This is a genomic window from Butyrivibrio sp. AE2032 (genome assembly GCF_000702965.1).
Window position 1 is genome coordinate 420,141 of sequence record NZ_JNLF01000005.1, and the last position, 13,353, is coordinate 433,493.

General features: G+C 48.6%; 11 protein-coding genes. All 11 read right to left on the reverse strand.

Annotation, left to right across the window (positions count from 1 at the left end; translation table 11 throughout):
• Positions 1-423 carry a DUF1292 domain-containing protein gene (locus BO18_RS19580; RefSeq protein ID WP_034449054.1) on the reverse strand — a complete coding sequence of 141 codons (423 nt, stop codon included), beginning with the start codon at positions 421-423 and terminating at the stop codon, positions 1-3.
• Positions 401-763 (reverse strand): DUF1292 domain-containing protein, encoded by a 363-nt coding sequence (locus tag BO18_RS19585; protein ID WP_034449055.1) that lies wholly within the window; start codon positions 761-763, stop codon positions 401-403. Before BO18_RS19585 ends, BO18_RS19580 begins: the two co-directional genes overlap by 23 nt.
• Positions 764-967: 204 nt before the next feature.
• On the reverse strand, positions 968-1,396 hold the full coding sequence (gene ruvX / locus BO18_RS19590; RefSeq protein WP_034449056.1) for a Holliday junction resolvase RuvX: 429 nt from the start codon (positions 1,394-1,396) through the stop codon (positions 968-970).
• Between the two features lie 80 nt (positions 1,397-1,476).
• Positions 1,477-1,725, reverse strand: coding sequence for an IreB family regulatory phosphoprotein (locus BO18_RS19595; RefSeq protein ID WP_034449057.1), 249 nt, complete (start codon positions 1,723-1,725; stop codon positions 1,477-1,479).
• 159 nt (positions 1,726-1,884) lie between these two features.
• Entirely contained in the window at positions 1,885-3,213 is a 1,329-nt protein-coding gene (gene mtaB / locus BO18_RS19600; protein WP_034449058.1) for a tRNA (N(6)-L-threonylcarbamoyladenosine(37)-C(2))-methylthiotransferase MtaB, read from the reverse strand.
• Positions 3,213-4,961 (reverse strand): aspartate--tRNA ligase, encoded by a 1,749-nt coding sequence (gene aspS / locus BO18_RS19605; protein ID WP_034449059.1) that lies wholly within the window; start codon positions 4,959-4,961, stop codon positions 3,213-3,215. Before aspS ends, mtaB begins: the two co-directional genes overlap by 1 nt.
• Before the next feature lie 296 nt (positions 4,962-5,257).
• The gene (locus BO18_RS19610) at positions 5,258-5,491 is read right to left on the reverse strand and encodes a hypothetical protein (protein ID WP_034449060.1); all 234 of its coding nucleotides are present in this window, start codon (positions 5,489-5,491) and stop codon (positions 5,258-5,260) included.
• The gene (gene rnr / locus BO18_RS19615) at positions 5,488-7,587 is read right to left on the reverse strand and encodes a ribonuclease R (protein ID WP_051688978.1); all 2,100 of its coding nucleotides are present in this window, start codon (positions 7,585-7,587) and stop codon (positions 5,488-5,490) included. Before rnr ends, BO18_RS19610 begins: the two co-directional genes overlap by 4 nt.
• A gap of 166 nt (positions 7,588-7,753) precedes the next feature.
• A complete protein-coding gene (locus BO18_RS33165; protein WP_051688979.1) occupies positions 7,754-9,994 on the reverse strand; it encodes an InlB B-repeat-containing protein in 2,241 nt (746 codons plus the stop codon).
• A 164-nt stretch (positions 9,995-10,158) separates the two neighbouring features.
• Complete coding sequence (gene secG / locus BO18_RS19625) at positions 10,159-10,410, reverse strand: preprotein translocase subunit SecG (protein WP_034449061.1); 252 nt, start codon at positions 10,408-10,410, stop codon at positions 10,159-10,161.
• A gap of 114 nt (positions 10,411-10,524) precedes the next feature.
• The gene (locus BO18_RS19630; protein WP_034449062.1) at positions 10,525-13,314 is read right to left on the reverse strand and encodes a cation-translocating P-type ATPase; all 2,790 of its coding nucleotides are present in this window, start codon (positions 13,312-13,314) and stop codon (positions 10,525-10,527) included.
• Positions 13,315-13,353 lie beyond the last annotated feature (39 nt).

Consider the following 13,353-nt stretch of genomic DNA (forward strand, 5'->3'; position numbering starts at 1 on the left):
TTACTTCTGATCTCCGGAAGAAACTCCGTTCTTTGCCCTGGTCTCCGGAGCCTGAGCCCCGTAATATCTTCTCATGAAGAATACAAAGGCCTTTTCAAGCTCTTCGCCGTCTTTGATCGAATAATAGACTCTCTCACCGTTATCTCCGATAGCCGTGCGCATGATGACGAGCTCGGGCTTCGTGTGGCTTCCGTCATCAGGCACATAGTTGTACATGACGACATACTCGGTCTTCATGAGAGTGAAAGAATCAATGCGCGACATATAGTAATCCTTCTTGCTGTAAGGATCGCGCATGACTATGAGCTCATCACTCCGGCTCTCTTTAAGATGCTCGCCCGCGAGCTTGGCCTTGCGGTCCTTCTCGAGAGCGATCTTTTTCTTAAAGCCGGTGGGCTTGTTACTCGTCTTCTGATTCTTCATCGTCGCCGTAAAGCTCTTCGCAGAGCTTGTCATAATAATCGTAGATAACGTCAGCTTCCTTGTCGACGATATTCTCGAGCAGGACCTCGCCGCCCTTGTCAACAAAACGCATTATGACGTACTCAGCCTCTTCCTCATCACCTTCAGACTGGATGATAAGTACAACATAGGTCTTTCCGTTGAAGAGGAACGTGCTCTCTACAACTGCATTTGTTGTCTCGCCTGTAACCTCATCCTTGAGTTCTATAACTCTGTCACCCTCATCGTCCAACTGTGCGATCGCATCTATCAGCTCGTCCTTGGGTCCGATCTCGGGATTAAGATTGTTATCGTCAGCCATAAGTATTCTCCTTGAATGTAAAAACTTTGCTATTATCGCTAAAATTATAATATTTTATTATAACAAACTATCGAGCAACTTGCTTGCAAGGGTTGCGAGTTGTTTGTTATATAGTGAGCGAAGCGAAACTAATATAACAAACTATCGAGCAACTTGCTTGCAAGGGTTGCGAGTTGTTTGTTATATTGCGGGCGCAGCACGCAACTATAGCATATTAAGGTAATCCTGGAGGATTATCTCTGCCGCCACCTGGTCTATTACCGCCTTCTGTTTCTTGGCCTTTATGTTGCTCTCGTGAAGATATCTCGAAGCGAGGACCGTCGTATAGCGTTCATCCTTGTATACAGGCTCTATCCCGCACAATCCGGCAAGAGCCTTTCCGAATTCCTCAGCCTTTTCCTGCGTTTCGGACCTGGTGCCGTCTGTCCTTGCCGGCCTTCCGATGACGATGGCGTTAACGCCCATTTCCTTTATGATCTCGCATATCCTGTTCAAGGCCCACTCGGGATCAGTGCCGTTCCAGTTAACAGTCTCGATTCCCTTGGCTATGACTCTCAGTTCATCGGATACCGCGACGCCTATGTGCCTGGTACCGAAATCTATACCCATTACTCTACCCTTTTCTTTTCCCATGGATCTTGTCTCCGTCACTTTCCAAAAAATAAGGCGGCATAAGCCGCCGGTTCCGCTTATCAACGGTATCTTAAACTATCTCAGAGTCTGGAGCAATAATCGTTGATGATAACCTCAAGGAGCTCGTCTCTGTCAATACGCTTGATGAGACCTCTGGCTCCCTTATAGTTGGTGATATAAGTCGGATCGCCGGAAATAAAATATCCGACCAGCTGATTGATGGGGTTATAACCCTTCTCCTTCAGAGCGCTCAAAACATACGACATCAGCGCATGTACATCAGCCGTTCTATCACCGGATAAATCAAACTTGCATGTATTGCTGTCCACAAAAACCTCCAAACGAAGTATCTTTCGATGTATTCATTTTATCACAGTGGTTGTTAAATTTAATTAAGATTTGATAAATTTGGGGACAATACTGCTTATTTTGGCGATTCTGCTACATTAAACGGACTTATCAACGTCGAAATGACACCAGACTCACATTCAGGTATTCACCTGCATAATGCAGTTTCCGTCTTCCGCGCCGCTGATAACGCCCTTCAGGATCGAGCCGCGCTCACAAATGCCCGGACCGCCATTCAAAGTCACGTAAGTCTTTATATAGTTCGCCGTGTAGCCTTCCGCGATCAACACACCGTCTTTCTCTTCGATCTTCTCGGCAAGGACTTCAGCAGGCTTGCCGGTCATTCCGACAGCAAACTCAGAAGCAAGCCTGTCGGACAGTTCGATCAAACGCTTTGCACGCTCTTTACGCACGGACATATCGATCTGCGGCATGTCAGCCGCCTTCGTGCCTTCGCGCACCGAATACGGGAAAACGTGTATCTTCGCAAACCTGAGTTTTTCGGCATAAGACATTGTCTCCGAAAATTCCTCTTCGGTCTCTCCGGGGAACCCTGTGATGATATCAGTAGTAAGCGACATGTCAGGGAATTCGGCTCTTAAGGCCTTTACCCTTTCTTCGTATTCAGCCGTCGTATACTTCCTGTTCATACGCTTTAAGACAGTGTCTGAACCTGACTGGAGCGAGAGATGGAAGTGCGGGCAAAGATGTTTAAGTTCCTTAAGACCGCTGATGAATTCAGGTGTCATGGACTTGGGTTCCAGTGAGCCGAGTCTTAATCTCTCAAGACCTTCTATGACATCGATCTTCTTCAAAAGATCCAAAAGGGCAGTTATGTCTCTTCCCTGGTCCATGCCGTAAGAACAAAGGTGGATGCCGGAGACGATTATCTCCTTAAAGCCGTTCTCTACAAGATACTCTGCTTCACTGATGCATGACTCTTCAGAACGAGAGACGACCCTGCCCCTTGCATAAGGGATAACACAGTATGTGCAGAAGTTGTTGCAGCCGTCTTCTATCTTTATGAACGCCCTGGTTCCTTCAGGAGATAAGACTGTGCCGAAATCGTGATAAGTATCGGTCTTGCTGACTTCAGGCCTTGTGTGGCTCGTAACGTGCGTTAACTCTTTGTTTTCGCGTGCTGCCAGGAAATCTTCGACCTTTGCTACGACAGTATTCTTGTCCCTGGTTCCTATGACAATGTCGGCTGCAACATCACCGTTTTTTAACTCCGATGCACATCCCATCGCAACGATAACAGCATTGGGGTTGTTCTTTGCCATTCTCCTTAACATCTGGGACGACTTTCTGTCGGCTTCGCCTGTAACCGAACACGTATTTACGATGCATACGTCAGCCTCCTCCGGCGACGACACATTCTCGTGCCCATTATCAAGAAACAGGCGCCTCGCGGCGTCTGTCTCATATTGGTTAACTCTGCATCCTAATGTAAGAAAGTAGACTTTCATTACTGTCTGATCTTGATGTGTGTTTCCCTGAGCTGCTGCTCTGTTACTTCGCCGGGAGCGCCGCAGAGGAGATCCTGGGCATTACCGTTCATCGGGAATGCGATGACTTCTCTGATGTTCTCCTCGCCTCTTAAGATCATGATCATACGGTCAACGCCCGGAGCCATGCCGGCGTGCGGCGGAGCGCCGAACTGGAATGCGCTGTAGAGCGCGCCAAACTTTGTCTTGAGTTCGTCTTCGGAATAACCTGCGATCTCAAAGGCCTTCTTCATGATCTCGAGGTCATGGTTTCTTACTGCGCCGGATGAGAGCTCGATACCGTTGCAGACGATGTCGTACTGGTAAGCGAGGATCTCTTCAGGTTTCTTTGTATTGAGCGCTTCGAGGCCGCCCTGAGGCATAGAGAAAGGATTGTGAGTGAAGATGTACTTCTTTGTCTCTGTATCCCATTCATACATCGGGAAATCGTTGACGAAGCAGAATCTGAAAGCGTTCTTCTCGATGAGGTCGAGTCTTGCGCCCAGTTCGTTTCTGATCTTGCCTGCACACTCGTTTGCGCGTGCCTCGTTGTCAGCGATGAAGAAGATCGTATCGCCTGCCTGGAGGCCTGCAAGATCTTTAAGTTCAGCCTTCATGTCATCAGGAATAAACTTGTCGATAGGTCCCTTGTAGCTCATGTCCTCAAGAACTTCGAGGTAGCCTAAGCCGCCCATGCCGAGGTCGTCCTGTGCGAACTTGAGCATCTTCTCGTGCTGGCCCTTTGAAAGCTTTGCGTGAACGTTTATCGCACGTACTGTCTTGCCGTGGAATGCTTTGAATGTGCATCTGGAGAAGAACTCGGTAACATCCTTTATTCTCAAGGGGTTTCTGAGGTCGGGCTTATCTGAACCGAACTCTTCCATAGCCTGCTTGTATGAGATAACGGGATAAGGTGCAGCCGTTACCTGAGCACCCTCGGGTGCGAACTTCTCGAATGTTGCTGTGAGGACTTCCTCACCTGCTCTGAATACATCTTCCTGTGTAGCGAAAGACATCTCGAAGTCTAACTGGTAGAACTCTCCCGGTGATCTGTCTGCTCTTGCATCCTCGTCTCTGAAGCAGGGTGCGATCTGGAAATACTTATCGAAGCCCGATACCATCAGGAGCTGCTTGAACTGCTGAGGAGCCTGAGGCAGAGCATAGAACTTGCCCTTCCACTTTCTTGAAGGAACGATGTAGTCTCTTGCACCCTCAGGTGAAGATGAAGTAAGGATAGGAGTCTGGATCTCCAAAAATCCCATCTCCGTCATCTTCTGTCTGAGGAATGCGATAACATTTGATCTGAAGATGATGTTGTCCTTGACCTTCTGGTTTCTGAGGTCAAGATATCTGTACTTAAGTCTGACATCCTCTCTGATCTCTTTAGATGTCATGATCTCGAAAGGAAGCTGGCTGTAGACCTTACCCAAAACGTCTACAGAATGAGCCTCGAGCTCGATCGTACCTGTGGCGATCTTGGGATTGTATGTTTCCTCATCCCTGTGCTCGATCTTACCCCGGACCGAGATGCACTCTTCCTTTACGAGTCCGTCAAGGAGAGAAGTGTCGCGCATAACGACCTGAAGTGTGCCGTACATGTCTCTCAAGTCAATGAAAGATACGCCGCCGTGGTCTCTGATGTTTTCGATCCATCCGCATACACGGAGTTCGGTTCCTACGTCCTTCTCTGACAGGGAGCTGATGATCCTGTCTCTGTATTGGTTTGCCATATTCCAATCCTTTCTTTCGGGGAAACAAAAAACGCCCCGAACTTAAATTCCTTTAAGTTCAGGACGAACATAACATGTCCGCGGTGCCACCTGATTTACTCCGCAAAAGCGGAATCTCTTTAAACCGGATTGCTGTTAGAGCTGTTATTCGTCAGTGGCCTCTTTCCGCTCTGCCTTTCAGCCCGGGGGCAAAGCTCTCTGAAGGCGACATACCACGACTACTGGGGTCTCCGTCATCGCATAATGCGTAATACTACATCATTTAAAAGCCGATTGTCAATACAAATGAACGTCTGTCAGTTCTTGTATCCGCACGAATTTCTCGTCGGACCGTCATCACCCGATTCATAGTGTGCACGGAACTCCATGTTGATGTCCTTTATCTCGCGCCTGCCTTCGATGTAATCCTGATACATATCGGCAAGTCCCGCCATGCATCCGTCGCATGAACCGTCGATATAACCTATGGAATCGGCAACTATCTTTTCACGTTCTTCTCTTGTAGTGTCTTTTATAAGTAAACTCTTCATCGTCTTCCTCTTCCGCCGCCTCGGCCGGATCTTCCGCCATGGGATTTCGGTCTGCCAGCAAATCCGCCAGAGCCGCTCCGGCCTCCTGTTCCGCCGGACTTTCTGCCGTATCCGCCCGGTCTTATCCCGGCAGATCCTTTTCCGCCCTTGCGGCCTTTCTTTACGATCTCTTTTGCCTTCTTGCCGGCATTTGTTTCGCGGTATGTGCGCTCTTCCTCAAAGCCGTACTCAAATGAGAAATCTATCTTGTTTTCTTCAGTGTCGACCTTCTCTACGACTATCGTGACTGGCATTCCGATCGAAAGGATCTTGCCGCCGTGCGCACCTATGGCCCTGTAGCTCCTGTCGTCAAAGATATAGTGGTCATGCAAAGATCTGAAAGGCACAAATCCTTCGACCGTGTTTTCGAGCCTTACAAAGCATCCGCCGTCTATTATTGACGAGATCACGCCGTCGTAGTGTTCGCCGATCCTGTCTGCCATATATTCGCAGATCTTGATGTTGTCGGATGCGCGCTCTGCATCAACGGCATTTCGCTCCATGTCGGAAGAATGCTCGGCAGCGTTATCGACCAGTCCTGCGAAATGACTCCTTGAATTCTCACCGTGCAGATAACTCTTGATTATCCTGTGAATATAAAGATCGGGATAACGTCTGATCGGCGACGTAAAGTGGCAGTAGTATTTCGATGCCAGACCGAAATGTCCGAGACAGTCAGAGCAATATCTGGCCTTCGCCATAGACCTGAGCAGGAGTTCATCCAATGCAGGGAGAGCGGTCTTGTCGCCGATAGTATCCATGAACCTCTGAACGTCTATAGGCTTTATCCTGCCGACAAGCCTTCCCGAAGCACCGAAGAATCTTGCTATGTTCGAGAACCTCGCGATCTTGATCGGGTCGGGATCTTCGTGCACACGGTAAACGAACGGGAAATTGAGGTCAAAGAACTTCTTTGCGATGAATTCGTTCGCGCAGATCATGAAGGATTCGATTATCCCGTTAGTGAAGTTGATCGGGTAAGGCATGATGTCCTTTACGGTGCCGTCGTCGTTTAATATGACCTTCGTCTCGGGCATCTCAAAACCGATAGCACCGCGCCTGTCCCTCATGGACTTCAGTATCTCCGCGAGCTCCTTCATGAGGATGAGCATCGGGATTATCTCACCGTATTCCTCATCGTCCTCAGGCTGAGGATCGGTAAGGATCCTGTAGCACTCTTTATAGCTCATTCTCCTGTCGGATCTGATAACGCTCTCATACACTTCACCGCCATAGATGCCGCCCTCTCTGTCTACCAGCATCTCTGCGGTCATGGCAAGCCTGTCAACGTTGGGATTAAGGCTGCACAATCCGTTTGAAAGCTTCGGCGGGAGCATGGGGATTACTCTGTCAACCAGATAGACGGAAGTGCCTCTGGAGAACGCCTCCATATCAAGAGCCGTCCCTTCCTTAACATAGTTTGAGACATCCGCGATGTGCACATACAATCTGAAATTGCCGTTGCGCATTTTCTCTATCGAGATGGCATCGTCCAGATCCTTGGCATCTTCGCCGTCGATGGTGATTGTGAGAAGCTCTCTCTTGTCTTTCCTTCCCTTAACGATCTCATCTGCTATCTGCGACGGATCGGGATTAACGGGCAGCGGCTCGACTTCCTTGATGACCTTTTGCGGGAACTCCTGCGAAAGTCCGAACTGCCTCAACACCGTAAGCATCCTGACATCGTTGTTTCCCGCGTCACCAAGCACTTCGGTAATGGTTCCCCTGCAGTCGCCCCTGTCGCAGTTGGGATTCAACACCTCACATACAACGACCATGTTAAACGGTGCGCCGTTCAGGTGATTCTTATCGATCTCTATCGCGCCGTAATCGGTGCTCCTGAATGCGGGATCAGGAATTACGACTCCGCCTGTCGGAGTCTGTCTCAGGATGCCGATGACCTGATTCTTTACCTGAAGAGGTCCTCTCGGTGCCATGTCAGCCAGCGTAGGCGGCAATGCAGACTGCTCTTCCTTAGCCTTTATTACACGGTTCCTGCGCCTCTGGGCTGCGCTCATATTCTCGGCAAATGCCGGTCTTTTCTTTTTATCGTCCATCTCGTTATTCCTCATTGTTTTTGTTATATATTACTACTTGCTTATGTTTTTCTCACATTCTACCCCATTATCTGATATTTGATGGCACTTTTCGTGCACACATTGAAAGAGGCCATCCCACAATGCGTGAAACAGCCTCTTCATACTCAGGTTAAGTTAATTCAGATCAAGGATTTGTGCAGTAACCTGACTTATCGAAATTGTAATCCTTACCATCGATCTTCCAGGTCTCATTCTTTGCGTACCATCCGTTCGAATCGCCATACCACCAGCCCTTGGAATCTTTCTTCCAGGAAGCCTTGTAGGTATATGTCCATTTGCCGTCTGCATCAAGGCGGTAGCCGCCGCAGTATTCGTTTGCAGCCATCGTGCCGTTAGTCTTAAAGAAATAGTAAACTCCGCCTATCTCTTTCCAGCCCGTGACCATCGCGCCGGAAGCATCGAAGTAATACCATACGCCATCAACGGACAGCCAACCTGTTATCATCGCACCAGACGACTCAAAGCAGTACCACTTGCCGCCGATCTGCTGCCAGCCGGTTACCATCGCACCGTTATTCTTAAAGTAATACCACTTTCCGCCGATCTGCTGCCAGTTCGTCAGCATCTTTCCGTTACTGCCGAAGTAATACCAGACGCCGCCGATCTGCTTCCAGCTCTTTGCCATTGCGCCTGAGCCTTCGAGATAGTACCATGCTCCGTCCAGCTCGAGCCAGCCGGTCTGCATGATACCGTTCGCATCGAAGTAATACCACTTGCCGCCTGTACTCTTCCAGCCTGTTGCGGTTTCACCGCTGTCTTCAACGAAATACCACTCGTCATTGATCATTATCCAGCCGCCCTTATAACTCTCGTCCAGGACATACTTGAACAGAATGGTGCAGAACTTGCCGCCCGGGGAACGCGAGATCTCGGTGGCAACGATGTCCGAACCGTCGGTATAGATCTCAAGGTTGGATAAGAGATCGTTGGAATAATAGACAGTAGGTCTGCCTTCTATGCCATCGGCATCGTCAAGTTCAATATAGAAATAGTATTCCTTGCCCTTTTCAACTCCGCCTGTTGCCAGATTATTGAAGTACTTATCTGCATAAAAGGGACTTACAAACATATTGATATCCGCAGATTCAAGATCGAAAACAACATCCGTTGATCTGACATTCAATACAGTGTTTCCGTCAGAACTCTTTAACGTTCCGATAGCATCAAATCCAAAGCCGCTGATGTTCTTTGTCCAGTAAGCATACAGAGTCAGATCTTCCGTTACGGGAGTTGCAAAATTATACATCTTTGTGCATTCGGGATTTGTATACCATCCCCAGAAAACATATCCTTCAAGCGTGGGGTCTTCCGGTATCTTTACCGTCTTGCCGTCAGGGACACTCTGATCAGCTATTCCGGACCCGTCGCCGGTATCAAACTTAACAGTATGTTTTGTGTTGGAATCAAAATAGAAATATACGGTTATGTCCTTTGCGGGCATATTAAATACATAACCGATGCTTCCGTTCCTGTTGATCTCGATGTCAGGAGACTGTGCATAAGCAAATGTATATCCTTCAGGAGCTTGGCCATATATTTGTACTAACTCTCCTTCATGGATATCAACGGACTGACCGCTCGTATATTTAGTTTTGTTATATTCCACCTTGCCGTCAGCATAATCCGTGATTATGTTCAACTTATAAGTAACATTTGAGATTACGGTAAACTGTACATGTGCGGCGTCGATCTCTTCAGGCGAATACTCCGTTCCGTTTCCGTCAGGGTCATAATACAGCGTAACAACAGCATCATATGTTCCTGCTGCAAGTCCTGCAACAGGGTAAACATATGCCATATGGTACTCTGCACCTTTTTCAGTCATTGAACCGCCATAAGGATCTGTCACGTTAAAAGCATCAGTATTTCCGCTTGTCAGCTTAACGGAGAAATTATCCCCGACAACCGTAGCACTGCCCGTTTTCTTAGCCTGCATTGATTTGTTGAAATCACTTGGGTTATACCCTATCTCCGCAGTTCCCAGATCAACGGAATAGAACTCCATATCATAAGGTCCGGGACCCTCAAAATGGAATGTGACAGTGACATTCTTCTCCGGCATATCAAAGGCATAGCCGATAGATCCGTTCCTGTTAACTTCCACATCCGGAGAATCAGCACTTTTGAACTGGCAATCGCCTGCAGCCTTTGCATAGAGCCGGACAGTCGTACCGGCTTCAACATAAAACACAGCACCGCTGGAATACTGTGTGCCAAGGAACTCCACCTTGCATTCCGGCTGGTCGGTCAGGAGCGTCATCTTATAGGTCGACGCAGCATTGACAGCCCTGCCCGCAGGAATCAGTCCGGCCAAGAGGACCATTGTCACAAGAAAAGATAAAAACTTGCAGATCTTGTTCTTCATTTCCCATTCCTCCTAAATCTTTTTAACTATAAAATGAATTTTATCACTAAAGAAAGAATGGGGTTATCACCCAATAGTACCATTTTAACTCTGCCATAAAACCTGAACAACAAAAAGGGGTTGTCAGTGTGACAACCCCCGGAAAACCTTTTTTGATATTACAATTACCAGGCTCTTGCGATCGAAAGGTAGAGAACGACTGATACGATTGCGAACAGAACGCTGCAGATGACCGTCCAGGTCTTGAGCTGCTCTTCCAATGTCCTGCCCTTTGCCTTGCTGTAGTATGAATCAGAAGATCCGCCTGCAACTACACCGATACCTCTGTCATTACCTTCCTGAACGAGGAAGAGAACGATAATGGCAAGAGCCAAGATAATATCTATAACACTGAGCACAATATTCATTACTGTCATCTGTCCTGTGCCTCCCTTTACTAATTAAGCCTATGAATAATAACACATGGCTTTTACTTATGCAAACGGCAATTCGTGCCGTTTCCAGCCGAAGAACCGGCAAATACCCTGAACTTACTTCTTAGCGCCTTTTATGAGCTTGCTGATCTCGCTCACTGCGAAAGGCAGGATTGCCAGAGGCAGGATGACGAGCCAAGCCGTCGGATTGATGGCTACGTTATTGAAGATAGTGTTTACTCCCGGGATGTAAATGACTGCGACGAGCATTACGAGCGAGAGTGCTACTGCGATGTTCATCATCTTATTGGAGAAGATACCGAGCTTGAAGACCGATATCCTCTCGGATCTTGCAGCAAATGCCCTGAAAAGCTCCGCGCAGATCAGCGTTGCAAAAGCGACCGTACGTGCTATGTCTATGGGGTGAACTCCCTTAGCTGCAGCATCTGCGAGAACACCTGAATAGAAGAATGTATTTCCGCTGTTCATGCTGATCAGAGCAGCGATGAATGCCGTTGCTACCGCGATGAAGAGTCCGATTGACTGCATTGCGATGTGGCCCATCATGCTCTTGTTGATGATAGGCTCCTTCTTTGATCTCGGAGGGACTTTCATGATGCCGGGCTCAGCCTTTTCGCGGCCTAATGCGAGAGCCGGGAACGAGTCAGTGATGAGATTGAGCCAGAGGAGCTGGATCGCAGTCAAAGGAGCAGCGATGCCGGGGATCAGAGTCTTCGGTACGAGCGAGAGCAGGAAGATTACAAGGATCTCACCTACGTTGCATGAGAGGAGGAATCCTACGAACTTTCTGATGTTCGAGTAGATCGTCCTTCCCTGCTCAACTGCCTTTACGATGGTTGCGAAATTATCGTCCATGAGGATCATGTCAGCGGAGTTCTTGGAGACGTCCGTTCCCGTGATACCCATTGCGACACCGATATCAGCAGACTTCAGAGCCATGGCGTCGTTAACGCCGTCGCCCGTCATTGAAGCGATGTGATCATTTTTCTTGAGAGCTGAGACGATACGCACCTTGTGCTCAGGAGATACACGCGCATATACGCTTGTCTTCTCTACTACTTCGAGGAGGTCGTCGTCACTCATCTTGTCGAGCTCTTCACCTGAATATGCATCCATGTGCTTCTCGTCGCGCATCTCAAGATTATCTGAAATGGCAACTGCGGAATCCTTGAAGTCGCCCGTGATCATGACGGCACGGATGCCTGCTTCCTTGCAGACTGCGATAGCGTCCTTTGCTTCCTCACGAGCCGGATCGATCATACCGATGAGGCCTAAGAATGTCATGTTCTCTTCGTCAGCAAAAGTTGCTTTGGAACCGTCACCGTGCTCCTTCATGGCGAATGCGAGTACACGGATAGCCTGGATAGCGTAGTTGTGATTTACTTCGCGGATCTCAGCACGCTTCTCGTCTGTCATCTTCTCAACACCGTTAGGTGTAAGGATGGAAGAGCAGCGTGAGATAACGATATCCGGAGCACCCTTCGTGAAACTTATCCACTTGCCATCTTCGATGCCGGAGTGGTAAGTGGTCATCATCTTACGGTCAGAGTCGAAAGGAAGTTCCGTCTCTCTGGGATAAGCGTGCATCGTCTCCTCGCGGAGCATTCTCACCTTCATGCCGAGAGTCGTAAGAGCGCCCTCAGTAGGATCGCCGATGCATGAATAATCCTTCTCGCTCTCCTTAACGATAGAAGCATCATTACAGAGAACGGCTGAAAGGATAAGTGTCTTAAGGTCGCCTTCGATCTTGACGGGCTTGCCGCTCTCATCGACAACATTGCCGACAGGGGCATATCCGCCGCCTTCGACATTGTATTTCTTCTCACCGTCATATATGACTTTTACAGTCATCTGGTTCTGTGTGAGTGTACCTGTCTTATCTGAGCAGATAACGTCTACGCAGCCCAATGTCTCTACGGCAAGGAGTCTCTTTACGATGGCGTTGCTCTCTGCCATCTTTGTCATGCCGATCGAGAGAACGATCGTTACGACTGCCGCAAGACCCTCAGGAATAGCTGCAACTGCGAGAGATACTGCAGTCATGAGAGCATCTTCCCAAGGCTGCTTCTGAACGAATATGTCTACGAGAAGAACTATGATGCAGACCAGGATGCAGACGACTGCAAGGATCTTGCCGAGCTTGTTAAGGCTTCTCTGAAGAGGAGTCTCCTCGTCTTCCATTGTCGTAAGCTTCGTTGCGATCTTACCGAGCTCTGTATCTCTTGCTGTGGCAACGACAACACCCTTTGCTCTTCCGTAAGTGACTGCCGTACCCATGTAGAGCATGTTCTTGCGGTCACCTAACGTGCAGTCTTCAGGAAGGACTACAGAAGCTTCCTTCTCGACTGCTACGGCTTCACCTGTAAGGGATGCCTCTTCAGCTTTAAGCGAGCTTGATTCGATAAGTCTCATGTCGGCTGAGATAGAGTCACCTGCATCGATCGCGATGACATCGCCTACTACGACATTCTCTGAATCCACCATATGGAGCTTGCCATCACGGATGACCTTTGTCTGGGGAGAACTCATCTTCTTGAGAGCTGCCAGCGCCTGGTCAGCCTTACCTTCCTGGTAAACGCCGAGGCACGCATTGAGGATTACGATCGCAAGTATGACTATGACGTCGATCCACTCTTCGAATCCGCCGCCGCTCTTGAACGCCATATATGCGGAAAGTGCAGCTGCCGCGATGAGGATTATTACCATTGCGTCAGCAAACTGCTGTAAGAATCTCTTCCAGAGCGGGACTTTCTTTTCTTCGCCTAATGAGTTCGGACCGTTCTTGGCATACCGTAAAGATGCCTCATCCGAAGTAAGACCTTTGACCAGGTCTGTATCTATTTCCTTAGCTATCTGTTCAGCGGTCGCTGAATATGGTTTGGTCATTTCTATCTATCCTCCTGGGACTATGGCCTGAAAATTAAT